Annotated in this window: 20 protein-coding genes and 2 riboswitches; of the genes, 12 read left to right on the top strand and 8 right to left on the bottom strand. The window is 66.4% G+C overall.

Annotation, left to right across the window (positions count from 1 at the left end; all coding sequences use genetic code 11):
* A complete protein-coding gene (gene ispH, locus RPR59_RS12850; RefSeq protein WP_313914678.1) occupies positions 1-951 on the bottom strand; it encodes a 4-hydroxy-3-methylbut-2-enyl diphosphate reductase in 951 nt (316 codons plus the stop codon).
* Between the two features lie 117 nt (positions 952-1,068).
* Between ispH and RPR59_RS12845 the strand changes: the two genes are divergently transcribed.
* The 7 genes from RPR59_RS12845 to RPR59_RS12815 all read left to right on the top strand — a co-directional run bounded on the left by RPR59_RS12845 (position 1,069) and on the right by RPR59_RS12815 (position 8,565).
* On the top strand, positions 1,069-1,716 hold the full coding sequence (locus tag RPR59_RS12845) for a hypothetical protein (protein ID WP_313914676.1): 648 nt from the start codon (positions 1,069-1,071) through the stop codon (positions 1,714-1,716).
* Between the two features lie 86 nt (positions 1,717-1,802).
* Positions 1,803-1,900: riboswitch (glycine riboswitch) on the top strand.
* A 1-nt stretch (position 1,901) separates the two neighbouring features.
* Positions 1,902-2,003: riboswitch (glycine riboswitch) on the top strand.
* 66 nt (positions 2,004-2,069) lie between these two features.
* Positions 2,070-3,215 (top strand): glycine cleavage system aminomethyltransferase GcvT, encoded by a 1,146-nt coding sequence (gene gcvT / locus RPR59_RS12840; protein ID WP_313914674.1) that lies wholly within the window; start codon positions 2,070-2,072, stop codon positions 3,213-3,215.
* Positions 3,215-3,586, top strand: a complete 372-nt coding sequence (gcvH, locus tag RPR59_RS12835; RefSeq protein WP_313914671.1) for a glycine cleavage system protein GcvH — start codon at positions 3,215-3,217, stop codon at positions 3,584-3,586. Before gcvT ends, gcvH begins: the two co-directional genes overlap by 1 nt.
* 161 nt (positions 3,587-3,747) lie before the next feature.
* A complete protein-coding gene (gcvPA, locus tag RPR59_RS12830) occupies positions 3,748-5,106 on the top strand; it encodes an aminomethyl-transferring glycine dehydrogenase subunit GcvPA (RefSeq protein WP_313914669.1) in 1,359 nt (452 codons plus the stop codon).
* Positions 5,107-5,220: 114 nt separating this feature from the next.
* Positions 5,221-6,894 (top strand): aminomethyl-transferring glycine dehydrogenase subunit GcvPB, encoded by a 1,674-nt coding sequence (gene gcvPB, locus RPR59_RS12825; RefSeq protein ID WP_313914667.1) that lies wholly within the window; start codon positions 5,221-5,223, stop codon positions 6,892-6,894.
* A gap of 60 nt (positions 6,895-6,954) precedes the next feature.
* On the top strand, positions 6,955-7,824 hold the full coding sequence (locus RPR59_RS12820) for a formate/nitrite transporter family protein (protein WP_313914664.1): 870 nt from the start codon (positions 6,955-6,957) through the stop codon (positions 7,822-7,824).
* Between the two features lie 60 nt (positions 7,825-7,884).
* The gene (locus tag RPR59_RS12815) at positions 7,885-8,565 is read left to right on the top strand and encodes a DUF938 domain-containing protein (protein WP_432280317.1); all 681 of its coding nucleotides are present in this window, start codon (positions 7,885-7,887) and stop codon (positions 8,563-8,565) included.
* Here the strand turns inward: RPR59_RS12815 and RPR59_RS12810 are convergent.
* Positions 8,562-9,461, bottom strand: a complete 900-nt coding sequence (locus tag RPR59_RS12810) for a DMT family transporter (protein ID WP_313914660.1) — start codon at positions 9,459-9,461, stop codon at positions 8,562-8,564. The genes RPR59_RS12815 and RPR59_RS12810 overlap by 4 nt on opposite strands.
* Positions 9,462-9,518: 57 nt before the next feature.
* On the opposite strand from RPR59_RS12810, the gene proS reads away from it, so the two are divergent.
* Complete coding sequence (gene proS / locus RPR59_RS12805; RefSeq protein WP_313914658.1) at positions 9,519-11,051, top strand: proline--tRNA ligase; 1,533 nt, start codon at positions 9,519-9,521, stop codon at positions 11,049-11,051.
* Positions 11,052-11,106: 55 nt separating this feature from the next.
* On the opposite strand, the gene glpD is transcribed toward proS, so the two are convergent.
* A complete protein-coding gene (glpD, locus tag RPR59_RS12800) occupies positions 11,107-12,576 on the bottom strand; it encodes a glycerol-3-phosphate dehydrogenase (protein WP_313914656.1) in 1,470 nt (489 codons plus the stop codon).
* 105 nt (positions 12,577-12,681) lie between these two features.
* Between glpD and RPR59_RS12795 the strand changes: the two genes are divergently transcribed.
* Positions 12,682-15,015 carry a ribonuclease R family protein gene (locus RPR59_RS12795; protein ID WP_313914654.1) on the top strand — a complete coding sequence of 778 codons (2,334 nt, stop codon included), beginning with the start codon at positions 12,682-12,684 and terminating at the stop codon, positions 15,013-15,015.
* A gap of 75 nt (positions 15,016-15,090) precedes the next feature.
* Complete coding sequence (locus RPR59_RS12790; protein ID WP_313914652.1) at positions 15,091-15,399, top strand: hypothetical protein; 309 nt, start codon at positions 15,091-15,093, stop codon at positions 15,397-15,399.
* 6 nt (positions 15,400-15,405) lie between these two features.
* Here RPR59_RS12790 and RPR59_RS12785 read toward each other — a convergent pair whose 3' ends face one another.
* On the bottom strand, positions 15,406-17,211 hold the full coding sequence (locus tag RPR59_RS12785) for an ABC transporter transmembrane domain-containing protein (RefSeq protein ID WP_313914649.1): 1,806 nt from the start codon (positions 17,209-17,211) through the stop codon (positions 15,406-15,408).
* Positions 17,212-17,353: 142 nt separating this feature from the next.
* On the opposite strand from RPR59_RS12785, the gene RPR59_RS12780 reads away from it, so the two are divergent.
* Positions 17,354-18,586, top strand: coding sequence for a polyhydroxyalkanoate depolymerase (locus RPR59_RS12780; protein WP_313914647.1), 1,233 nt, complete (start codon positions 17,354-17,356; stop codon positions 18,584-18,586).
* 32 nt (positions 18,587-18,618) lie between these two features.
* Here RPR59_RS12780 and RPR59_RS12775 read toward each other — a convergent pair whose 3' ends face one another.
* The 4 genes from RPR59_RS12775 to RPR59_RS12760 all read right to left on the bottom strand — a co-directional run bounded on the left by RPR59_RS12775 (position 18,619) and on the right by RPR59_RS12760 (position 21,815).
* Positions 18,619-19,029 (bottom strand): YkvA family protein, encoded by a 411-nt coding sequence (locus RPR59_RS12775; protein ID WP_313914643.1) that lies wholly within the window; start codon positions 19,027-19,029, stop codon positions 18,619-18,621.
* A gap of 11 nt (positions 19,030-19,040) precedes the next feature.
* Entirely contained in the window at positions 19,041-19,511 is a 471-nt protein-coding gene (locus tag RPR59_RS12770; RefSeq protein WP_313914641.1) for a pyridoxamine 5'-phosphate oxidase family protein, read from the bottom strand.
* 579 nt (positions 19,512-20,090) lie between these two features.
* Positions 20,091-21,269 carry an acetyl-CoA C-acyltransferase gene (locus tag RPR59_RS12765; RefSeq protein WP_313914639.1) on the bottom strand — a complete coding sequence of 393 codons (1,179 nt, stop codon included), beginning with the start codon at positions 21,267-21,269 and terminating at the stop codon, positions 20,091-20,093.
* Positions 21,270-21,401: 132 nt separating this feature from the next.
* Positions 21,402-21,815 carry a MaoC family dehydratase gene (locus RPR59_RS12760; protein ID WP_313918508.1) on the bottom strand — a complete coding sequence of 138 codons (414 nt, stop codon included), beginning with the start codon at positions 21,813-21,815 and terminating at the stop codon, positions 21,402-21,404.
* A 194-nt stretch (positions 21,816-22,009) separates the two neighbouring features.
* On the opposite strand from RPR59_RS12760, the gene putA reads away from it, so the two are divergent.
* On the top strand, positions 22,010-24,991 hold the full coding sequence (gene putA / locus RPR59_RS12755) for a bifunctional proline dehydrogenase/L-glutamate gamma-semialdehyde dehydrogenase PutA (protein ID WP_313914637.1): 2,982 nt from the start codon (positions 22,010-22,012) through the stop codon (positions 24,989-24,991).
* Positions 24,992-25,237 lie beyond the last annotated feature (246 nt).

Here is a 25,237-nt window from a genome sequence, read left to right as displayed (position 1 = left end):
TCAGGCGGCTTCGAGGCCGCGCGGCAGCTTGAAGGCGATGTTTTCGCGCGCCGTTTCCACCTCGCGCTCGATCACGTCGAACCGCTCCGCAACGCGGTCGACGACCTCGCGAACGAGAATCTCGGGTGCCGATGCGCCGGCGCTGATGCCCAGCGTTCCGACCCCTTCCAGCCAGGCGAAGTCGAGGTCGGACGCGCGCTGGATCAGCTTGGCATCCTTGCCCTCGCGCTCGGCGACCTCGACCAGGCGCAGCGAGTTGGACGAATTGGGCGCGCCGATCACCAGCACCAGGTCGCAGGCCGATGCGATCGCCTTGACCGCGGTCTGACGGTTGGAGGTCGCATAGCAGATGTCGTCCGCGCGCGGCGCGACGATGTCGGGAAATCGGCGCCTCAGGACGTTCACGACCGCCGCTGTGTCGTCGACGGACAGGGTCGTCTGGGTCAGGAAGGCCAGGTTGTGCGGATCGGCAGGGGTAAGCGCTTCGGCATCGGCGACGGTTTCGATCAGCGTGATATCGCCCGCATCCACCTGGCCGAACGTGCCGATCACCTCCGGATGGCCGCGATGGCCGATGAACAGGATGTGCTTGCCGCTGCCGATCAGCCGCTCGGCCTGGCGATGCACCTTGGATACCAGCGGGCAGGTGGCGTCGACATAGGTCAGCCCGCGTTCCTCCGCCTTGCGCGGCACGGCCTTGGGCACGCCGTGGGCGGAAAAGACGACCGGCGCATCCTCGGGAACCTGGTCCAGTTCCTCCACGAACACGGCGCCCTTGTCGCGCAGGCTGTCGACCACGAACCGGTTGTGGACGATTTCATGCCGGACATAGACCGGCGCGCCGAACCGTTCGAGCGCGACCTCGACGATCTTGATGGCACGGTCGACACCGGCGCAGAAACCGCGCGGCGCCGCGATCAGAAGTTCGATGACCGGTTTTTGCTGGCTCATGATGGCGCTTGCCTCTACGCGATTGCTTGCACGGCGCAAAGGCGGTTCCTATGGTCCGCCACCGCCGCGGGCCGGACGTATCACGGCCCGTCCCAGTATCGAAAGGTGTGTTGGATCGTGAACTTGTGCAAGCCCGGTATCGCTGCAGCCCTGCTGACCGTGCCGTTTATCGCCGGATGTTCGAACCAGGGCAAGATCGACCCCACCGGCGGCATCACCGCCGTCCGCACAGCCTGCCCGCGCGTGGGCGTGCCCGCCGGCACCGGCGACATCACCCTGTTCGATCCTGCGAACAGCCGGCTGGCGAGCGACATCGACGTCACCGCCACGATCACCAATGTCCGCGCCAACTGCACCGACGCCACGTCGGACGTGGTCAGCGCGATCAGCTTCGATATCTTTGCCAGGCGCGCGGAAGCGGGGCCGGCCCGCGACGTGACGCTGCCCTATTTCGTCACGGTCGTTCAGGGCGGCACCTCCGTCACGGCCAAGCGCGTGGCGCGGGTCACCGTTCATTTCGACCAGGGACAGTTGCGGGCGCGGACGAGTGCGCAGGGCACGGCGATCGTGAACCGTGCCGCCGCGACCTTGCCGCAGGATATTCGCGACCGGATCACGCAGAAGCGGAAGGCGGGTGATATGTCGGCCGCCGTCGATCCGCTGAGCATCCCCGAAGTGCGTGACGCCGTGCGCTCCGCGACGTTCGAGGCGCTGGTCGGCTTCCAGCTCACCGAGGACCAGCTCAAATACAACCTTACGCGGTGACAAAAATCGCGTCGCGCGGTCGCGAGAGCGTTTGACTCCGCCTACGCGATTCTCCACAACATGGCGTCGATGCCGGGCGACCGGCATGGGCCAGCGCGGGAGAGCGTCCGACCCTTTCGGGGGCGGGCCGCCGAAGGAGCAACCGCCCCGGAAACTCTCAGGCCAACGGGACCGCGCGGGCAGGACACTCTGGAAAGCGGACGCGTTGCAATGGCGCGTCCCACCGAAGGGGTAAGCGGGCTGTTCCAGGGCAGCTCCGTGAAACTCTCAGGTTCCATGACAGAGGGGGCGATGGACGTTCCGGTGCTTGGCGGCGCTTCCATCCTGCTCGCTCCTGTGAAAGGCCGTGACCGTTGACCGAGACCGAATCTTCCGAGACCTTGGCCACATTGCCGCTCGATGGCTGGCACCGCGCGCGCGGTGGCCGCATGGTGCCGTTCGCCGGCTATCACATGCCCGTTCAATATGAAGGCGTGATGGCCGAACATAGCTGGACGCGCCGATCGGCCGGGCTGTTCGACGTCAGTCATATGGGGCAACTCACCGTCAGCGGGCCGGATGTCGATGCCGCGCTAGAGGCGCTGATGCCGGCAGATTTCAAGGGGCTGGGCGAGGGGCGGATGCGCTATTCGCTGCTGCTCGCCGACAATGGCGGCATTCTCGACGATTTGATGGCGACGCGCCTGCCGGACGACAATGTCTTCGGTGCGGCGGGCTTTTACGTCGTGGTGAACGGTGCGGTGAAGTTCGAAGATATCGGCCATCTGCGCGAGCATCTCGCCGACGAGATCACGCTCAACCATATGGAGGGTCGCGCGCTGCTGGCGCTGCAGGGCCCGAAGGCGGCGGATGCGCTGGGCCGCCTGGTTCCCGGCGTCGGCGATCTCGCCTTCATGCGCGGCGGCTCGTTCGGCTGGCAGGGGCGCGGGCTGTGGATCAGCCGGTCGGGCTATACCGGCGAGGACGGGTTCGAGATCTCGCTGCCCGCCGAGACGGCGGAAGCCTTTGCTGAGGCGCTGTGCGCCGAACCGGAGGTAAAGCCGATCGGTCTGGGCGCGCGCGATTCGCTGCGGCTGGAAGCAGGCTTGCCGCTTTATGGCCACGATCTCGATCCCGACACGACGCCGATCGCCGCCGATCTCGGCTTCGCCCTGTCGAAGCGCCGGCGCGGGGAAGGCGGCTTTCCCGGCGCCGAGCGCATCCTGAAGGAACGCGAGGACGGCGCGATCCAGAAGCGGGTCGGGCTGGTCATCGACGGGCGACAGCCGGTCCGCGAGGGTGCCGATGTGGTCGAGGCGGACGGGACGATGGTCGGCCGCGTCACCTCGGGCGGCTTCGCGCCCACTATCGGCAAGCCGATCGCCATGGCCTATGTCCCCTGGGCGAGCGCCGAACCCGGCACCACCATCCACCTGTCGCAGCGCGGCAAGCTTCACCGGGCGGAAGTCGCGGCCATGCCCTTCGTCCCCCATCGTTACGTTCGTGCAGGAGCAAAATAATGCCCCGTTTTTTCACGCAAGACCATGAATGGATCGACGCCGACGGCGATACGGCGACCGTGGGCATCACCGAATATGCGCAAGGCCAGCTCGGCGACATCGTGTTCGTGGAAACGCCCGATGCCGGCAAGGAATTCGCGCGTGGCGACGATGCCGCGGTCGTCGAATCGGTAAAGGCGGCGTCCGACGTCTATTCGCCCGTGTCGGGCACCGTGACCGAGGCCAATGGCGATCTCGACGACAGCCCCGAACTCGTCAACGAGGACCCGGAAGGCAGGGGCTGGTTCTTCAAGCTGGCGCTGAAGGACAGGCGCGAACTCGACGGCCTGATGGACGAAACGAAATACAAGGCCTTCGTCGACGGGCTTTGATTCTTTTCGGCCCCTCCTTTCAAGGGAGGGGCTGGGGCGGGTGGCGAGCGCAGCGAGCTTGGTCACCGTCACCCAGCAATGCACCGCCGAGGGTATCGAGCCCTCACCGCCGCATGACCCACCCCCTGCCCCTCCCTTGAAAGGGAGGGGGGAGATAGACGATGCGTTACCTGCCGCTTACCCCCGATGATCGCACCGCGATGCTCGCCGAAATCGGCGCGGGATCGGTCGACGAGTTGTTCGCCGACGTGCCCGATCATGCCCGTCTCGACGGTCCGATCCGTGATCTGCCCGGCCATGCCAGCGAAATGGCGGTCGAGCGCCATATGGCAAAGCTGGCGCGGAAGAACCTGACCGCCGGCGACGGGCCGTTCTTCCTCGGTTGCGGCGCGTACCGGCATCATGTCCCGGCGACGGTCGATCACATCATCCAGCGCGGCGAGTATCTGACCGCCTACACGCCCTATCAGCCGGAAATCGCGCAGGGCACGCTGCAGATGCTGTTCGAATTCCAGACGCAGGTCGCGCGCCTGTTCGGCTGTGACGTGGCGAATGCGTCCATGTATGATGGTTCGACCGCCTGCTGGGAAGCGATCACCATGGCCGGGCGCGTGACGAAGCGCCACCGCGCGGTGCTGTCCTCGGGGCTGCATCCGCATTATGTTTCGGTCGCCAATACCATGGCGACGTTCACCGGCGATACGCTGATCACCGCAACGCCCGAACTGACCGCGGAGCCGGATACAGACGCGCTGATCGAGGCGATTGACGACCAGACGTCGTGCGTGGTCGTGCAATATCCCGACATTCTAGGCCGCATCGGGGACCTGTCGGAACTGGCGGAAGCGTGCCATGCCAGGAAGGCGCTGCTGATCGCCGTGGTTACCGAGCCGGTGGCGCTGGGCGCGATCAAGGCACCGGGAGAGATGGGCGCCGATATCGTCGTCGGCGAGGGGCAGTCGCTGGGCGTCGGTCTCCAGTTCGGCGGGCCCTATGTCGGCCTGTTCGCCTGCTCGCAAAAGCTGGTGCGGCAAATGCCGGGCCGGCTGTGCGGCGAGACGGTCGATGCCGAGGGCAAGCGCGGTTACGTGCTGACGCTGTCGACGCGCGAACAGCATATCCGCCGCGAAAAGGCGACGTCCAACATTTGCACCAATTCGGGCCTGTGCGCGCTCGCGTTCTCGATCCACATGACGCTCCTGGGCGAAAAGGGGCTGCGGCAACTGGCGCAGGCCAACCATACGCTCGCCTGCAAGGCCGCCGACCGGCTGGCGCAGGTCCCGGGCGTCGAGCTGGTCAATACCGCCTTCTTCAACGAATTCACGGTGAAGCTGCCGACCGAGGCGCGGCCGGTGGTGCGGGCGCTGGCCGACCAAGGGGTGCTCGCGGGCGTGTCGCTCGGCCGGCTCTACCCGGCGGACGACATGCTGGCGGGCGGGCTGGTCGTGGCGGTGACCGAGACCACGACGGAGGATGACATCGAACAGCTTGCAACAGCGCTGAAGGAGGTGCTGGCATGATCCGTCGCGTCCCCGTGTCCGTTTGCGCTGAGCTTGTCGAAGCGCCGTTCTTCTTTTTGACCCAAGAAAAAGGGCAGGGCTTCGACACGCTCAGCCCCAACGGGAAGTAATCCGATGGCTTTGAACCAGAGCGGCTGGAAGCCCGAAATGACGAGCGGCGAGGAGCGCGGCCCGGTGGCAACCTTCACCGGCGCGCGCGCGCTGATGCGCGACGAGGCGCTGATCTTCGAGATCGGGTCGACCGACACCACTGGCGTCGATTTCGACATCCTCCCCGGCACGGGGAGGGAGACCAGCGAAGCTGGTGGAGGGGGGGCTCCATCAAGTGCAGCGTCTGCCGATAGCCCCCTCCACCGTCCTGCGGACGGTCCCCCTCCCCATGCTGGGGAGGATCGGCTCGGCGGCCTCGCGCGCACCCGAGAGATCGGCCTGCCCGGCCTGTCCGAGCCGGAAACCGTGCGCCATTACACGCGCCTCAGCCGTCAGAACTACGCCATCGACACCGGCATCTTCCCGCTGGGTTCGTGCACGATGAAGCATAATCCGCGGCTGAACGAACGTGTCGCGCGGATGCCGGGATTCGCCGATATCCACCCGCTGCAGCCGACCGACACGGTGCAGGGCGCGCTCGAGGTGATCCACCAGCTTTCGTACTGGCTGGTGACGCTTACGGCCATGCACTCGGTGGCGATGAGCCCCAAGGCGGGCGCGCATGGCGAGCTGTGCGGCATCCTCGCCATCCGCGCGGCGCTCGAGGCGCGCGGCGACACGCGTCAGGTGATCCTCGTGCCCGAAAGCGCGCACGGCACCAACCCGGCGACCGCCGCCTTTGCCGGCTACAAGGTCGAGGGGATTCCGGCGAACAAGCAGGGTCGCGTCGACCTGAATGCACTGAAGGCGCGGCTGGGCCCCGATGTGGCGGCGGTGATGATCACCAACCCCAATACCTGCGGCCTGTTCGAACCCGACATGAAGGCGATTTCGGACGCGGTCCATGCAGCGGGCGGCTTCGTCTATTGCGACGGCGCCAATTTCAACGCGATCGTCGGGCGGGTGCGGCCGGGCGACCTGGGCGTCGATGCGATGCACATCAACCTGCACAAGACCTTTTCCACCCCGCATGGCGGCGGCGGGCCGGGATCGGGACCGGTGGTCTTCTCGCAGGCGCTGACCCCTTATGCGCCGCTGCCCTTCGTCGAGAAACGCGACGACGGCTTCCATCTGGTCGAAGAGGAAACCGCCGACGAGAACCACGCTCACAGCTTCGGCCGCATGGTCGCGTTCCACGGTCAGATGGGCATGTTCACCCGAGCGCTCGCTTACATGCTGAGCCACGGCGCCGACGGTCTGAAGCAGGTGGCGGAGGACGCCGTCCTCAACGCCAATTATGTGCTGCGCAGCCTGTCCGACGTGCTGCAGGCGCCGTTCGGCGACAGCGGGCCGTGCATGCATGAGGCGCTGTTTTCGGACAAGGGGCTGGCCGAGGGCTTCTCCACGCTCGACATCGCCAAGGCGCTGATCGACGAAGGCTATCATCCGATGACGATGTATTTCCCCCTCGTCGTCCACGGCGCGATGCTGATCGAGCCGACCGAGACGGAATCGAAGGCCGGGCTCGACCAGTTCATCGGCGCGGTGCGCTCGGTGGTCGCGCGCGCGAAGGCGGGCGACGAGGCGCTGAAGGGCGCGCCCTGGTACGCGCCGCGCAGGCGGCTCGACGAAACGCTGGCCGCGCGCAAGCCGGTTCTCGTCTGGCGAGATCCCGAACCGGCGCAGGCGGCGGAATAAGGGAACCTTACCGCCGGTCCGGCGTCATCGCTGGATGACACCGCAGCCATATCGCCGCCGATGAGCAACCGCGAGCACGAGGAGCGCGAGGCGGCGCAGTCGCACGAAGCGGAAGAAAATGCGGCCGACCTCAGCCATGAGGAGGAGGTCGACGTCGAGGAACGGCGCGCGCCGCCGGCCAGGATCGTTCACGAGGTCATCCGCCGCCAGGGGATCGAGGAACTCGAACGCCCCGACATGTCGCTTCTGTGGTCGGCGATCATCGCCGGCGTCTCCCTCAGCATGTCGGTGCTTGCCAAGGCGGTGCTGGACCTGCGCCTTCCCGAAAGCGCGGCCAAGCCGGTCCTGGTGGACCTTGGCTATACCGTCGGGTTCGTCATCGTCATCATGGGTCGGCTGCAACTTTTCACCGAAAGCACCATCACCGCGATCCTCCCGCTGGTCACGACGCCGAGCTGGCACAGCCTCGGGCGTACGGCGCGGCTGTGGCTGATCGTCTTCCTCGCGAACATGGCCGGCACGTTCGCCTTCGCCCTTTTCTCCGATATCGGCGGATTCGGCTCGGCCGAGCTGAAGCAGGCCATCATCGCCGTCAGCGAGCCCCTGCGCGGCCGCGACGCCGGGAATATACTGCTCGCCGGAATTCCCAGCGGGTTTCTGATCGCCACGATCGTCTGGGTCATGCCCAGCTCGGCCGGGCAGCGGATCTGGGTCATCATGCTCATTACCTGGGTCATTGCGCTGGGCCATCTGTCGCATGTCGTCGCCGGCGCGGCGGAGGCATGGGTGCTGTGGCTTGCCGGTGCGGAATCGCTAGGCTGGGTGATCTTCCATTTCATTCTGCCCGCGCTTGCCGGCAACATCATCGGCGGCACCGCCCTGTTCGCCTTCCTCGCCCATGCCCAGGTCAAGCGCGAAATCCACGAATGAGCGCGATTGGCGCACCCGTCGCGACGCGCTACACCGGCTGGCAGGGGGGAACGCATGATGATGAAAGATCGCGGCAGAACCAATGACGCCGGCCCCGGGGGCTGTGCGGGCACGCCCGATCCCACACCCTGGATCGCGGCCGCGGATAGCGGCGCCACCCGCAAGCACGCGCCCGCCACGCTCAGGAACCGCGACGCCATCGCCGGCCTGCTCGCCACCTGCCTGCCGGAGAAGGGCACGGTGCTGGAGATTGCGAGCGGAAGCGGCGAACATTGCGCCTGTTTCGCCGCGCGCTTTCCCCGGCTCCACTGGCAGCCGAGCGATCCCGAACCGTCCGCCCGCGCCTCGATCGCGTCGTGGTGCGCGGATCGCGCGAATGTCGCGCAGCCGCTTGCGATCGATGCCGCCGCCGAAGACTGGCCGATCGCGCGCGCCGATGCGATCCTGTGCATCAACATGGTGCATATCAGCCCGTGGGAGGCGACGCTGGGCCTGATGCGCCATGCCGGCCGCCTGCTGCCCCCGGGCGCGCCGCTTGTCCTTTACGGCCCCTATTTCCGCGACGAGGTGGAAACCGCTTTGTCCAACATCGCCTTCGACCAGAGCCTGCGCGAGCGCGATCCCCGCTGGGGCCTGCGCCGCCTGGAAGATGTCGAGATCGCGGCCGGCGAACACGGCTTCCTGCCCGAACGGGTGGTCGACATGCCGGCGAACAATATCGGCGTGATCTTCCGGCGCTAGGCGCCGGCGCGCAGCCGGGCCAGCCGGTGTTCGCGCCAGACGATATAGAGCCCGCTCGCGATGATGATCGGTGCGCCGATCAGCGTGGCGGTGGTAGGCAGGACCCCGAACAGCAGAAAACCGTACATCGTCGCCCAGATCAGGCTGGAATAATCCATCGGCACGACAGCCGATACCGGCGCGAATCGCAATGCGGCGGTCAGGCTCAACTGCCCCATGCCGCCGATGATACCGATGCCGGCCAGCATCGCCCAGGTGGCGGCGTCGTGCGGCTGCGCCTGGAAGGCATAGACCGCGCCCAGCGGCGGCACCGACAGGGCGGAGAACCAGAACACGGTCGTGCCCGCGCCCTCGGTTCTGCCGATCTGGCGCAGCAGGATGGCGATCAGCGCAACGAAGAAGGCGGCGCCAAGGCCGACCACCGCGCCGAACAGCGGAATGTCGCCGCCGCCCGGCTGCGCGACGATCAGCACGCCGATGAATCCCGCAATCACCGCGCCCCAGCGGTGCCGCCCCGTCGGCTCGCGCAACAGGAGGGCGCCCAGGATCGTGGCGAAGATCGGCGCGGTGAATTGCAGCGTCGTGGCCTCGGCCAGCGGCAACAGCGTAAGCGAACCGAAATTGCACACCATGCCCATCAGCCCGACCACGGTGCGCGCGCCGTGCGCGCCGATTCGGCTGGTCCTGAGCGCGTTCAGCCCCGCGGTCGCCGCGACGAAACCCAGCACCAGCGGGATGGCGCAGAGCTGGCGAAAGAACATGATCTCGCCCAGTTTCGCGCCGCGCGCTTCACTGAGCTTGATCAGCGCCGCCATTGATGCAAGGCACAGAATCGCGAACAACCGCAGGCCCAGGCCCGTCAGCGTCCGGTCCCGCTCCGGTTCGTCGCTTCCCATTGACCCGCTTTAGGTTGCCGTTACAGGCTGGATAAAGCGTAATCTTTGAAAGCCGTCATGCCCAAGCACGCCCTGCCCGTCACCCGCGAAGACGATTTCGCCCAATGGTATCAGCACGTCATCACCGAAGCCGATCTGGCCGAGGAATCGGGCGTGCGCGGGTGCATGGTCATTCGGCCCTGGGGCTATGGCATCTGGGAACGCATCCAGCGTCTGCTCGACGACCGGATCAAGGAAACGGGGCACGAGAACTGCTATTTTCCGCTCTTCATTCCGCTGTCGAACTTCGAGAAGGAGGCCGAGCATGTCGACGGCTTCGCCAAGGAGATGGCGGTCGTCACCCATCACCGGCTGGTGATGAAGGACGGCAGGCTGATTCCCGATCCCGAGGCGAAGCTGGAAGAGCCGCTGATCGTGCGCCCGACCTCGGAAACGGTGATCGGCAACGCATTTTCGCGCTGGATTCAGAGCTGGCGCGACCTGCCGGTGATGATCAACCAGTGGGCCAATGTCGTGCGCTGGGAAATGCGTACCCGCATGTTCCTGCGCACCTCGGAATTTCTCTGGCAGGAAGGCCATACGGCGCATTCGACCGAGGAGGAGGCGCGACTGGAGACGCTGCGCATGCTCGAGGTCTATCGCAGCTTTGCCGAGGAATGCGTCGCCATGCCCGTGATCGCGGGCGAGAAGCCGGAGAATGAGCGCTTCCCCGGCGCCGATGCGACCTGGTCGATCGAGGCGATGATGCAGGACGGCAAGGCGCTGCAGGCCGGCACCTCGCACTTTCTGGGGCAGACCTTCGCCAAGGCGCAGAACATCCGCTATCAGAATTCCGAAGGCGAGTTCGACCATGCCTGGACGACGAGCTGGGGCATGTCGACACGCATGATCGGCGGGCTGATCATGGTTCACGGCGATGACGACGGCCTGCGCGTGCCGCCGCGCATTGCACCGCACCAGATCGTCATCGTGCCGCTGTTGCGCGGCGGGCCCGAGGATGAGCAGATCAAGCGGTACTGCAACGAATTGTGGTACGAGCTGCGCAAGCAATACGCCTTTGGCGAACCGCTGCGCGTCTGGCTGGACACCAAGGAGACCAGGCCCGTCACCAAGCGCTGGGGATGGGTGAAGAAAGGCGCGCCCGTGATCCTGGAAGTCGGCGGCCGCGACGTCGCCGGCGGCAACGTCTCGGTCATCCGCCGCGACCGGCTCCACCGCGAGGACGGCAAGCTCGACAGCACCGTGATGGCCAAGGGCGAATTCCTCGACGCGGCCAAGGCGATCCTGGAAAGCGCGCAGAAACGGGCGTTGCTGGGCGCGCGCGAGCGGATGGAGGCGAGCATCAGCCGTTCCATCACCGATTTCGACAAGCTGGTCGATTATTTCCGCAGCGGCGGCAAGCATCCCGGCTGGGCCGAGGTGCAGTGGGCGCGCCCGACGGGCGCCGAGCTGGACAAGGTCGTCGAGCGGCTGAAGGCGCACAAGCTGACCTTTCGCAACGTGCCCAACGATGCGCGCGATGCGGACGGCACCTGTATCTTTACCGGCGAACCGGCGGTCGAGCGCATTCTGGTGGCGCGCGCTTATTGATCCCGCCGCGGCTGTGGCGCCTTGTCGACAGGCCGGACGCGATCCGGTCGGACGTTCAGGCGACCGCTTCTTCCGTCGACTGCATCCACCAGTCGGCGAAACCGGCGCGCTCTTCGTCGCTCATCAGCAGTCCCAGTTTACTGCGCCGTTCTAGCGCGTCCTCGACCGTCACCGCCCATTCGCGCCGCTGCATCCAGCGCGCTTCCAGTTCCGTCAGACCGGAACCGAAGTGCCGGCCCATCGCCGCCTCGCTGTCGATCCCGTCGAGCATCTCGGTCAGCCGGGCGCCATAGGCCCGCGCCATGCGCAGCGAGCGGGAATCGCCCAGGAACGGCCAGCGCTCGCGCACCGAATCGAGAAAGCGATCGAAATCGGGAATGGCGCCGCCGGGGAAGGGGCGGTTGCGCGTCATCGGGCGCGGATCGATGCCGAGCGGCGGGCCGATCTTCGCCAGCGCATCCTCCGCCAATGCGCGCGCCGTCGTGATCTTGCCGCCGAACACCGAAAGCACCGGCGCGGCGTCGACATCGCATTCCAGCTTGTATTCGCGCGTCACCGCGCTCGCATCGCTTTCGCCGTCGTCATAGAGCGGCCGCACGCCGGACCAGTGCGATGTCACTTCGTCCGGTCCGACATGGCGGCTGAAATAGTCGTTCACGGCGGCGCAGAGATAGTCGACCTCGTCGCGCTCGATCCGCGCGTCGTCCGGGCTGTCGACCGGTATGTCGGTGGTGCCGACCATGGTATAGTATCCCAGATAGTTGATCGCGAAGACGATCCGTCCGTCGGGTTGCTGCAGGATATAGGCCTGCGCTCCGTTATACAGGCGCGGCACGACGATATGGCTGCCTTTCACCAGCCGCACCCGGTTTTTCGTGCGCACGCCGATCCGATCCAGCGTTCCGGCGACCCATGGGCCGGTGGCGTTGACCAGCCCGCGCGCGGTCACGCTGCGTCCGTCGGACAGCATCGCCTGCCAGTGGTCGCCATGCCGGATGGCGGCGGTCAGTTCGGTGCGGGGCGCGATTTCCGCACCGGTTTCGGCCGCGTCGATCGCATTGTGCAGCGTCAGCCGCGCATCGTCGACCCAGGCATCGGAATAGACGAAGCCCTTCATCGGCCATTTGAGCTGGCGGATATAGACGCTGTCTTTGGCCTTCAGCGAGCGCGACCGCGGCAGCGACGATTTGCCCGCGAGCAGATCGTAGAGCCACAGCCCCGCGCGGATCACCCAGCGCGGCCGCCCGCCATGCTGCATCGGCAGGACGAAGGTCATGGGCTCGATCAGGTGGGGGGCTGCGCGCAGCAGCCGCTCACGTTCCCGCAACGCCTCGCGCACCAGGCCGAATTCGTAATATTCCAGATAGCGAAGCCCGCCATGGATCAGCTTGGTCGAGGCCGAGGACGTATGCCCGGCCAGGTCGTCCTTTTCGACCAGCAGCACCTTGAGCCCACCCAGCGCCGCTTCGCGCGCGATGGCGCAGCCGTTGATCCCGCCGCCGATGATGAGGAGGTCGTAGGTCACGCCCCTGCTCTAGCGGCAACCGACATCGCGGCGAAAGCCGGAAAGTGACGCCGCTTCCGTCCCATTGCTGGCGTGCGGCCCGCGAAATTCCTATATCGGACGTCAATGGCAAAAGAAAAGACAACCAAACAAGCCGGACTGCCGACACGGCAGCAGATACTGGATTTCATCGAAAGTTCCGACCAGCCCGCGGGCAAGCGCGAGATCGCGCGCGCCTTCGGGTTGAAGGGGCAGGACAAGATCGGCCTCAAGAAGCTGCTGCGCGACATGGGCGACGAAGGGCTGATCGACAGCGCACCCGGCCGCGCCTTTCACAAGATGGGCGGGCTTCCCAGGGTAACGGTGCTGCGCATCACGGATGTGGATGACAGCGGCAATGTCTGGGCGCAGCCCGAACGCTGGGAGGCCGAGGGCATCCCCGAGCCCCGCCTGCGGGTGAAGGAGCGCTCGAAACGCGGCGCGCTCGGCGTAGGCGACCGTATCCTCGCGCGCACCGAGGAGGCAGGCAAGGGCTGGATCGCCCATCCGATGAAGAAGCTCAAATCGTCCGGGGAACAGATGCTGGGCGTTCTCCACGAGGAGAATGGCGCATTGTTCCTGAAGGGCGTGGAGAAGAAGGAGCGGCGCGAATTTCGTGTGTCCGATGTCGGCGATGCCGAACCGGGCGACCTGGTACTGGCGGAGAAAGCGGGCAGGCCGCCGCGCATGACCGCGCGTATCGTGCAGCGCCTGGGCGACCCCTTCGCCCCGCGCAGCTTCTCGATGATCGCGATCCACAAGCTGGGTATTCCGGACACCTTCTCCGACGAGGTGCTGGAAGAAGCGCGGCGCGTCGCAAGGCAGAAGCTGGGCGAGCGCGAAGACCTGCGCGACATCCCCATCGTCGCGATCGACCCCGCCGACGCGCGCGACCATGACGACGCCGTCTGGGCCGCGCCCGATGACGATCCCGACAATCAGGGCGGCTGGAAGGCGATCGTCGCCATCGCGGACGTCAGCTTCTACGTCCGCCCCGGCTCCGCGCTCGACCGCGAGGCGCGCCGGCGCGGCAATTCGGTCTATTTCCCCGACCGCGTCGTGCCGATGCTGCCCGAGACGCTGTCGGCCGGTATCTGCTCGCTGAAGGAAGGCGAGGACCGTGCGGCGGTGGTCTGTCACCTGCGGATCGGCAAGGACGGGACGCTGAAGGCGTGGCACTTCACCCGCGCGGTCGTCCGTATCGCCGCGAACATCGCCTATGAGGACGCGCAGGCGGCGATCGACGCCGCCAACGACCGAACCCGTTCGTCTCGAGCGAAGTCGAGAGACGCCGAGGCGAACGGGCAGGGGGCACGTGTTTCGACTTCGCTCGACACGAACGGCGGGTTGCCCCGCGAACTGGTGGACACCTCCCTCAAACCCCTCTGGGCCTGCTGGGCCGCGCTCAACAAGGCGCGCAGCAAGCGCGAGCCGCTCGACCTCGACCTGCCCGAGCGTCGCATCGAACTCGACGAGCAGGGCCGTATCCTGTCGGTCGCCCCGCGCGAGCGGCTCGATGCGCACAAGCTGATCGAAGATTACATGATCGCCGCCAATGTCGCCGCGGCGAAGGCGCTCGAGCGCAAGAAGGCGCCGGTCATGTACCGCATCCACGAGACGCCGGGGCGCGAGAAGCTGGTCGCGCTCAAGGACTATCTCGACACCTTCGACATCAGCTTCACCCTTGGTCAGGTCATCAAGCCCGCCACCTTCAACCGGGTGATCGACCGCGTCGGCGATGCCGATTTTCGCCCGCAGGTGATGGAGCAGATCCTGCGCACGCAGACGCAAGCCTATTACGGCCCCGCCAATCATGGCCATTTCGGGTTGTCATTGGGCAGCTATGCGCACTTCACCTCGCCCATCCGCCGCTATGCCGACCTGATCGTCCACCGCTCTCTCGTCGAGGCGTTCGGCCTCGGCCCTGGCGGGTTGACGAGCGAGGAAGCCGCCAACATGGAACATATCGGCGAATCCATCAGCCAGCTCGAACGCCGTGCGATGGAGGCCGAACGCGACACCACCGACCGCTATGTCGCCGCCTATCTTTCGGAAAAGGTGGGGCAGGTGATGGAGACGCGCATCACCGGCGTGCTCAATTTCGGCTTCTTTGCGACCGTCGACGGGATCGGCGGCGACGGGCTGGTGCCCGCGCGCGATCTCGGAAGCGAATATTTCCGCTATGACGAGGCGGGGCAGAAACTGGTGGGAGAGGATTCGGGCGAGGAATTCACGCTCGGTCAGCGCCTGCCGCTGAAGCTGGTCGAGGCCAACCCGGTGTCCGGGGCGCTGCGCTTCGAACTGCCCGATGGCAAGGGTTCGGCATCTACGGGCACGTTCAAGCACAAGGGAAGGCCCAGGCGCGTTATCAAGCACCGCGGCCGGCCGAAAAACATCAAGCACCAGGGCAGGAAGGGTTAGCGGGCCATCAGGGAACGCCGTGGCCGCCTCCGGGGTTGGACGACATGAGCGTAATCACCGATCAAGAGCGAGGACATGGCTACATTCCCGGCAATCCGCACCAGGCGCTGGCGCAGGATCATCGCCCATTTCCTGTCCAAGGGCGCGAGTTCGCGCGACAAGGCGATCGCCTGGGAGCCGCAGAACGAGGCCGACCGCAGCCTTTTCGAGGATCTGCGCGCGCGCGGCGTCGTCAAACAGGACAATCGCGGCGGATTCTATGTCGACATGGATGCCTATGGCCGCGACGCCGAAATACGCGGACGTATCCGCACCGGCGCGATCGTCGCGACCTTGCTCGGCATGATCGGTGGCGCCGCCGCGCTCAGGAAGCGCAGAGGCTGAATCGCGTCAGGCGGCTTGGCTGAACTGCAGGCTGGCGAGCCGGGCATAGAGCCCGTCGCGTCGGATCAGGTCGGCATGCGACCCGGTCTCGACGATCCGGCCTTCGTCCATCACCACGATCCGCTGCGCCGCACGCACGGTCGCGAGGCGGTGCGCGATCACCAGGGTCGTGCGGTTCGCCATCAGGCCTTCCAGCGCCTCCTGCACCAGCCGTTCGCTTTCGGCATCGAGCGCGGAGGTCGCCTCGTCGAGGAGGAGGATGGGGGCATCACGCAACAGCGCGCGGGCGATGGCGATGCGCTGGCGCTGTCCGCCGGACAGGCGGGCGCCGCCTTCGCCGAGGAAGGTGTCCAGCCCGTCCGGCAGCGCGCGCAGGAAGGAAGCGGCATTTGCAGCCTCTGCCGCCCGCCACAATTCCGCGTCGCTCGCTTCCCACCGGCCATAGCGCAGATTGTCGCGCGCCGACGCGCCGAAGATCACCGTCTCCTGCGGCACCATGGCGATCTGGGCGCGCAGCGCCGCCGGATCGGCGCGGTGCACCGGCACGCCGTCGACCCGCACCTCGCCGCTGGAAGTGTCGTAGAAGCGCTCGATCAGCGCGAACAATGTCGACTTGCCGGCGCCCGAAGGGCCGACCACCGCCACCGTCTCCCCCGGCGTCACCTCCAGCGAGAAATCATGGAGCGCCGCCAGATCCGGGCGGCTGGGATAATGGAAGGTCACGTGATCGAACGTGATCGCGCCGAGAACCGGGGCCGGCAGCGCGACGGGGTCGGCGGGCGCGGTGATCTCCGGCTCCGCCGCGAGCAGTTCGGACAGCCGCGCCGCCGCGCCCGACCCGCGCAGCAATTCGCCCAGCACGTCGCTGAGCGCCTGGAATGCGCCCGTGACGATCACCGCGGTGAAGACGAAGGCGGTTAGCGATCCGCCCGACAATTCTCCGCTCGCGACCGCATGGACGGCATCCCACAGGATCAGCGTCACGGCGCCGAAGACGAGGGTGATGACGAATGCCGTCAGCACCGCGCGGATGCCGATGCGGCGTTTGGCCGTGGCGAAGCCTTCACCCACTGCCGTTTCGAACCGTTCGCCTTCGCGCCGTTCCTGCCCGAACGCCTGGACGATCTTCATCGCCCCCAGCGTTTCCACCGCGATCGCGCCGATATCGGCGATCCGGTCCTGGCTGCTGCGCGAATATTGCCGCACCCGGCGCCCCAGCAGGATGATCGGCAACAATACCGCTGGAATGCCGATGATCAGCCACAGCGCCAGCCGCGGCGCCAGCGTGAACAGATAGGCGATGCCGCCGACCGCCAGCACGAGATTCCTGAGCGCCACCGACAGGGTGGTGCCGACGACGACCTCCACGACGGCGGTGTCGGCGGTAAGGCGCGACGCGATTTCCGAGGGGCGGTTCTCCTCGAACCAGCGCGGCGTGAGGCGCAGGAGATTGCGCTGCACCGCGATCCGCATGTCGGCGACGGTGCGCTCGCCCAGCCAGGACACGAAATAGAATCGCGCGGAAGAGGACAGGGCCAACACGATGATGACCAGCAGCATCTCCTCGAAATAAGGCGCGATCGTCTCGGTGCCGGCGCCGGTGGCGAAGCCGTGGTCGATCACCTGCTGGAACGTATGCGGGATCCACAGCGTCGCGACGGCGGCGACCGTCAGCGCCACCAGCGCGCACGCGATCTGCAGCTTGTATTTCGCGGTGTGGCGCCAGACGATCAGGAGATTGCTGAGCTTGCGCTGCTCGGGTCGGGCGGTGGCGGGAGCGGGCGGGGTCGGAGTCGGGGGCGTATCGGCCATGCGCCCGGTTAGCGCGATCGGCCGCAGGAAGAAAGGCCGCCGGCCGGATGACCGGCGCGCGTTGCGTTGCAGCATGAAACCGCTATACCTTGCGATCCCGTGGCCGTTTTCACAGGGTGGCGGGCACGCAAGAAGGTCCTCGATGCTTTACGACGCGTACGAAATGCAACGTTCCATGCTGGCGGGCGCCAGCGCGCTGGCCAATTTCGGCGCGGGATGGCTGCAGAATCCGAACAATCCGTTCGCCTATTTCGGCGGCGGCCCCGTCATGGCGTCCGCGCTCGAGGTCTTCGCCCATGCCGCCGCGCCGCGCGGCAAACCCGAATTCGGGCTCGACACGACCACGGTGGATGGCAGAACCGTGGCGGTCCGCGAGGAAATCGTCCTGCGCAAGCCGTTCGGCCAGTTGAAGCGGTTCGTGCGCGAAGGCGTGGCGGGCGGCCCCAAGCTGCTGATCGTCGCGCCGATGTCGGGCCATTTCGCCACGCTGCTGCGCGGCACGGTGGAACGCATGCTGCCGTTCGCGGACGTCTATATCACCGACTGGCGCGACGCCAAGCACGTGCCGGTGTCGGCGGGGCGGTTCGATCTCGACGACTATATCGACTATGTGATCGATTTCCTCGCGAAGATCGGGGAGGAGGGCGATCCGCGCGCGCACATGCTGGCCGTGTGCCAGCCATCGGTGCCCTGCTACGCCGCGACCGCCGTCATGGGCGCGGACAAGCATCCGAACCGGCCGCGCACGCTCACCATGATGGGCGGCCCGATCGACACGCGAGAGGCGCCGACCGCGGTGAACCTGCTCGCGACCGAACGGCCGCTCGCCTGGTTCGAACAGAATGTGATTGCCACCGTTCCGGTGACCTATGCCGGTGCGGGGCGGCAGGTTTATCCCGGATTTCTGCAGCTTGCCGGATTCATGTCGATGAATCTCGGCAACCACCTGATGAGCCATTGGGAGATGTTCAAGCATCTGGTCCAGGGCGACGAGGAAAGCGCGACCGCCACGCAGGGATTCTACGAGGAATATCGCTCGGTCTGCGACATGACGGCCGAATTCTATCTCCAGACGGTCGAACTGGTATTCCAGGAGCATGCGCTGCCGAACGGCGCGATGTGCCATCGCGGCGAACGGGTCGATCTGGACGCCATCACCGATACCGCCCTGTTGGCGATCGAGGGTGAGCGCGACGACATCTCCGGCCTGGGCCAGACGAAGGCGGCACTGACGCTCGCGGAAAAGCTGCCGGCGAAGGACAAGAAATACTATATGGCCTCCGGTGTCGGCCATTACGGCATCTTCAACGGTTCCAAGTGGCGCACCCGCATCGCGCCGGTGCTGGAGGACTGGATCACGGCCCACCAGGACTGAGGACGCCCGGTCGCGCACGGCACGGCGCGCTCTCAATCCCACCAGGTGGCGATCCAGCCCCAGACCAGCCAGGCCGCGAGCGCCCAGACGGCGACCACGATCAGCACGCCCGGTATCGAGACCGGCCGCTCCGACGCCGCCTCGGCGGCCGCGCGGTGCTCCGCCATCCGGCCGCGCGGGATCAGTCGCTCGAACAGCCATATTCCGGCCGGGATGAGCACCATGTCGTCGACCAGGCCCAGAACCGGAATGAAGTCGGGGATCAAGTCGAGCGGTGAGAGCGCATATGCGGCCACCAGCAGCCCGACGATCCGCGCCGGCCACGGCGTGCGAGGATCGCGCACCGCCAGCCAGACGGCATGCGCCTCGACGCGGACACGATGAGCAAGCGACGGCCCCATGCGCCACGCATCGCTGCGCGCCGGGGGCCGGTCAAGCCGCAAGTGCTCCCGCGTCAGAGCGCGACGTCGGTATGCTCGCCCATTTCCCCGGTTCTCACCGTCCTTCCGGTCAGCAGCTTGAACATCCCTTTGGCGCTGGTGTCGGCCTCCCAAATCTCGGCATCGCCGAGTTCGAAGCGCATCATCTTCAGCTTCGGGTCCTGGCGCCCGCCCTCGTACCAGGCCTCCACCGCCTTCGACCAGTAACGGTCGATGACCGCCGGATCCGTTTCCTCGACCAGCGTGCCGCGGATGCAGGCGAACAGGTCGTGCCCCTTGGCGGCGAACTGCGCCATCGCCTTGCCGCCCTTGGCGATGCGGTTGGATTTGGTGGTGTAGAACCAGAAGGCGCTGTTCGCGTCCTTGTCGAGCTGCGCCGTCATCGGTTCGGAATGTTCGCCGTCGCCTTCGATGCCGACCATCACGAACGGGCTGTCGGCCAGCTTCTTCCACATTTCCTTTCGGATATCGGCGGCCTCGGTCATGGATCGTCTCCTATGGGTGCTGTCGGCTGCACCAACGCGTCTCGGGCGCCGGTGTTTCCGCCCTCGGGTCTACGCAGCCGAACGGGGTTCAGCGCGATGACGATCCGGCGCGAGCGCCGCCCAGCGCGCGAAGAGGTCGACAATGTCCCCCGCCGGTGACCAGCCGCGCCACTTCCGCCCCTCCTCCCCTCCCTTTCAAGGGAGGGGTCGGGGGTGGGTGCGAGCGCAGCGAGCTTCAACACCAGCCAAAGCGAAGCCGAGGCATCGAGCCCCGGTTTCGCTGAACCCACCCCTTGCCCCCCCCCCTCGAAAGGGAGGGGAAATAGAACCACCTCCCAACCCGTCGTTCCTGCGAAGGCAGGAACCCATGTCTCTCGCCGCACCACACCACGCAGAAACCATTTTCCTACATCCACCGGTCTGTGCCACCACCGGCATTGCTCTTTGATATCGGTTATACTCTCCCGCGCGCCCGCGCACCCGCGCGTCGAGGTGCGACTCTGTGCGACCTTTGGCGGATTTCCGCACCCGCGCCTGCCCGCCTCCGCCGCGGCGGCGGGGCGGAGGCTGTCGACCGCCTCAAAGCACCTCGAACAGGCCGGCCGCGCCCATGCCGCCGCCGACGCACATCGTCACGACGACATATTTGGCGCCGCGCCGCTTGCCCTCGATCAGGGCGTGGCCGGTCATGCGCGCGCCCGACATGCCATAGGGATGGCCGATCGAGATCGACCCGCCATTGACGTTGAGCAAGTCGTTCGGAATGCCGAGCTTGTCCTGGCAATAGAGCACCTGCACCGCGAACGCCTCGTTCAGCTCCCACAGGCCGATATCGTCCATTTTCAGGTCGAAGCGGTCGAGCAGCTTGGGGATCGCGTAGATCGGACCGATGCCCATCTCGTCGGGCTTGGTGCCCGCCACCGCCATGCCGACATAGCGGCCGAGCGGGGTGAGCCCCCGCTTCTCGGCCGTCCTTTCCTCCATCAGCACGCTGGCGGAGGAACCGTCGGAAAGCTGGCTGGCATTGCCCGCCGTGATCGTGCCCTCGGGGCCGACCACCGGCTGCAGGCCCTTCAGTCCTTCGATACTGGTTTCGGGACGGTTGCCCTCGTCCTTCGACAGCGTGACCTCCTTTTGGGAAACTTCCTTCGTTTCCTTGTCGGTCACGTTCATGGTCGCGGTGACGGGGATGATCTCGTCGTCGAACTTGCCCGCTGCTTGCGCGGCGGCGGTACGCTGCTGCGATTGCAGGCTGTACTGGTCCATCTGCTCGCGCGTGATGCCGTAGCGCCCGGCCACCACCTCGGCGGTCTGCAGCATCGGCATATACATGTCGTCGTGCATGGCGAGCAGCTCGGGATCGGGCGCGACGCGCATCTGCGGCGTCTGGACGAGGCTGATCGATTCGACGCCGCCGCCGACCGCGATGTCCATATTGTCGACCATGATTTCCTTGGCCGCCGTGGCGATCGCCATCAGGCCGCTCGCGCATTGCCGGTCGACCGACATGCCCGCGACCGACACCGGAAGGCCTGCGCGCAGCAGCGCCTGGCGCGCGATGTTGCCGGCCTGGTGCCCCTGCTGGAGCGCGGCGCCGAAGACGACGTCCTGCACTTCCTCGCCGGCGATCCCGGCGCGCTCGACCGCGGCCCTGATCGAATGGCTGGCGAGCGTCTGCGCCGGCAGGGCGTTGAACGCGCCGCGATAGGCGCGGCCGATCGGGGTGCGGGCGGTGGAGACGATGACGGCTGAACGCATGATGGTTTCCTCTCTTTCTCTCCCCTCCCGCTTGCAGGAGGGGCCGGGGGAGGGCGATCCCCCTTGTTGAACGGGTGTTTCGCGAGCGCGTGTTCGACCTTGCTTGACCTCTTCCGCAAGCGGGAGGGGCACTCAAACGAATATCTGGCTGATCCACTCGGCGACCATTGCCGGCTTCTCCTCGTCTTCGATCTCGACGGTGAATTCGGTGGTCTGCTGCCACTGGCCGGCGCGCTTTTCCTCCAGCGACAATAGCTTGAACCGGCCGCGCACGCGCTTGCCCGAGCGCACCGGCTGGAGGAAGCGTACCTTGTTTCCGCCGTAGTTCACCCCCATCTTCATGTCTCGGATCGGCGGCTGATCCGTCTTCGATGCCAGTAACGGCATCAGCGACAGCGTTAGAAAGCCGTGCGCGACGGTGCCGCCGAACGGCGTCTGCCTCGCCGCCTCGGGATCGACATGGATGAACTGGTGATCGCCGGTCGCATCGGCGAAGGTGTCGATCATCGCCTGGGTGACCTCCACCCAGTCGGAAACCCGTTCCATTCCTGCGCGTTGGGCCAGTTCGTTGATGCTGATCGCGTCCACAACCGCTTCCTTTGCCGACCTATCTGTGCATAGCGTCGGCAGTTCATAGGCTGTGCTGCGGCCCGCCCGCAAGTCTCGCCCCGACCGAAGGTACGAATATGACCACAGACGTAACGTCCGCGGCCCGAAACTCCATGCGCCGTCTACACCGGATGCCCGAACCCGATGTTCTAAAGCCGATGCTGAACGATGCGCGAATCACCCCCGAATCGCGCCCCCGGGTCGAACGCTACGCCCGCAACCTGATCCGCGACATCCGCGAGGCGGAATCGGAAAGCTGGATCAACCAGTTCCTGCAGGAATATCAGCTCAGCTCGCCGGAGGGTATCGCCCTGATGAGCCTGGCCGAGGCCTATCTGCGCGTACCGGATGCGCGCACCGCCGACCTGCTGATCGCCGACAAGCTGAACGACGGCAAATGGCGCACGCATGAGGGGCGCTCCAGATCCCGGATCGTCAATTCCGCGACCTGGGGACTGGTTTTGGGCCGCGCGCTCACCGACGAGGGGGACCAGGGCACGCTCAAACGCCTGATTTCGCGCACGAGCGAGCCCTTCGTGCGTCAGGCCGTCGGCGCGGCGATGAAGGTGATGGGCGAGGTCTTCGTCATGGGCCGCGACATCGAGGAAGCGCTCAAGCGGATGCGCAAGCCCGCGAACCGGCATTTCTCCGCCAGCTTCGACATGCTGGGCGAGGCGGCGCAGACGCAGGAGGACGCCGACGCCTTCTACGATGCCTATTGGGACGCGATCAAGAAGATCGGTGCCGACCAGAATCCCGACCACACCATCTCGATCAAGCTGTCGGCGCTGCATCCGCGCTACGAAGTGCCGCAATATGACCGCTGCGTTCCGGAGATCACCGATCGCCTGGCCCAGCTCTGTGCCGAGGCGATGCACCAGAATGTCGCGGTGACCGTCGATGCCGAGGAGGCCGACCGCCTGGAAATGAGCCTCGACATCGTCGGCGCGATCGCCAAACGACCGGAATTCCGCGAATGGAACCGCTTCGGCCTTGCCGTTCAGGCGTACAGCAAGCGCGCCCGCGCCGTTATCCAGTGGGCCAATTCGCTCGACCGGCCGATGAACGTGCGACTGGTCAAGGGCGCCTATTGGGATACCGAGATCAAGCACGCGCAGGTCGAGGGGCTGTCGGATTACCCGGTCTATACCCGCAAGGCGGCCACCGATGTCTGCTATCTCGCCTGCGTCAGGGACATGCTGGCGGCCGAGAATATCGGCTGCGCCTTCGCCACCCACAACGCGCTGACCGTCGCGACCATCCTCGACTGGGCGGGCGACCGCCGCGATTTCGAGTTCCAGCGCCTGCACGGCATGGGCGAGGGCCTTTACGACCGGCTGGTCAACGAAGAGGATTATCACTGCCGCATCTACGCGCCGGTGGGCGGGCACCGCGAACTGCTCGCTTATCTCGTTCGGCGCCTGCTGGAAAATGGCGCCAATTCGAGCTTCGTCAATCAGCTCTCGAACGACGCCTATGACGATTCCGACCTGCTGAAGGACCCGGTGGAGAAGGTGGAGGCGGTGAACTGTACCCGTCTGCCGCAGATTCCGCTGCCGCGCGACATCTTCGGCGAATGGAAGAACAGCGAGGGCATCGACCTCAACGACCGGCCGACCCTGCTCGAGACCGCTCGCGGGGTGAACGCGATTCCCTTCGAACCCGAAGGCGGCGACGCGGTCCATGCCGATCCCCATCATCCCACGGGCCGCAGCCGCGCTGCGATCGAGGCCGGCCGGACGCCGGACGCCGATGTCCACAACGCCGTGACGCGCGCGCAGGCCGCCTATCCCGAATGGGACCGGCGCACGGTGAACGAGCGCGCCAACATCCTCGAGCGTTGGGCCGACCTGATCGAGGAGAACCGGATCGAACTGATGGGGCTGGTGGTGAAGGAGGCGTTCCGTTCCATCCCCGACGCGCTCAGCGAAGTGCGCGAAGCCGCTGATTTCTGCCGCTATTATGCGCAGCGTGCGCGTAAGGACCTGACGGTGCACGAACTGCCGGGGCCGACGGGCGAATATAATGCGCTCAAGATGGAGGGCCGTGGCACCTGGGCGACCGTTTCGCCGTGGAACTTCCCGCTCGCCATCTTCACCGGCCAGAATGCCGCGGCGCTGGTCTGCGGCAACAGCGTGGTCGCGAAACCGGCGCCGCAGACGCCGGCGATCGCCCGCAAGGTGGTCGATCTCGCGCATCAGGCCGGCGTACCGGAGGATGCGATAACGCTGGTGACCGGCGGCGCCGATGTCGGGGCGGAGATGATGTCGGACCAGCGCATCGCCGGCGTCGCCTTTACCGGCTCGACCGCAACGGCAAAGAAGATCGCGCAAACCCTGCTCGTCGGCGAGCATCGCCCGATCATCCCGTTCATCGCGGAAACCGGCGGCGTGAACGCGATGATCGTCGATTCGACCGCGCTGCCCGAACAGGTGGCGGCCGACGTGCTGACCTCGTCCTTCCGTTCGGCGGGCCAGCGTTGCTCGGCGTCGCGCCTCCTGATCCTGCAGGAAGACAATGCCGACGAGATGATCCATATGCTGTCGGGCGCCATGGACATGCTCCATGTCGGCGACCCCGGCGATCCGGCGACCGATGTCGGCCCGGTCATCGACCGCGCGGCCTATGACAAGATGATGGCCTATCGCGAGACGATGCGCCCGCGCTGGATCAAGACGGTCGCGGTCCCGGAGGACGAAGGGCTTTTCGTCCCGCCGACGATGATCCAGATCGACGATATCGAGGATCTCGATACCGAATGGTTCGGCCCGATCCTGCACGTCACGACCTGGAAGGCCGGCAAGCTCGAAGAGACGATCAAGCGCGTGAACGCCAAGGGTTACGGCCTGACGATGGGGCTGCACAGCCGCATTGCCCGCAACGCCGATCTGCTGCGCACGCACGCCCGCGTCGGCAACGCCTATGTCAACCGCTCTATGATCGGCGCGGTCGTCGGCTCGCAGCCCTTCGGCGGCGAGGGTCTGTCCGGCACCGGCCCGAAAGCGGGCGGCCCGCATTATCTGCCGCGCTTCTGCGCCGAGCGGGCGGTGTCGATCGATACGACGAGCGCCGGCGGCAACGCCTCGCTGCTCAGCCTCGACGACGGAATGTGAGGGAAAGGGCCGCCGGGGATGAACCGGCGGCCCGTTATGCACCGTTACTGTCTCATGGCGTCTTCCTCCCCTCCCTTTCAAGGGAGGGGCCGGGGGTGGGTGCGAGCGGAGCGAGCTTCAATGACGGGTAAAGCGAAGCCGAGGCATCGAGCCTGGCCTCGCTCACCCACCCCTTGATCCCCTCCCTTGAAAGGGAGGGGAGATGGATGACGGCTTCCACGCGCCCCGCTCCTGCGCAGGCAGGAA

This window comes from Stakelama saccharophila (assembly GCF_032229225.1).
Lineage (GTDB): Bacteria > Pseudomonadota > Alphaproteobacteria > Sphingomonadales > Sphingomonadaceae > Sphingomonas > Sphingomonas saccharophila.
Note: the sequence above shows the minus strand (reverse complement) of the source record. Positions and strands in the feature narration are given on the sequence as shown.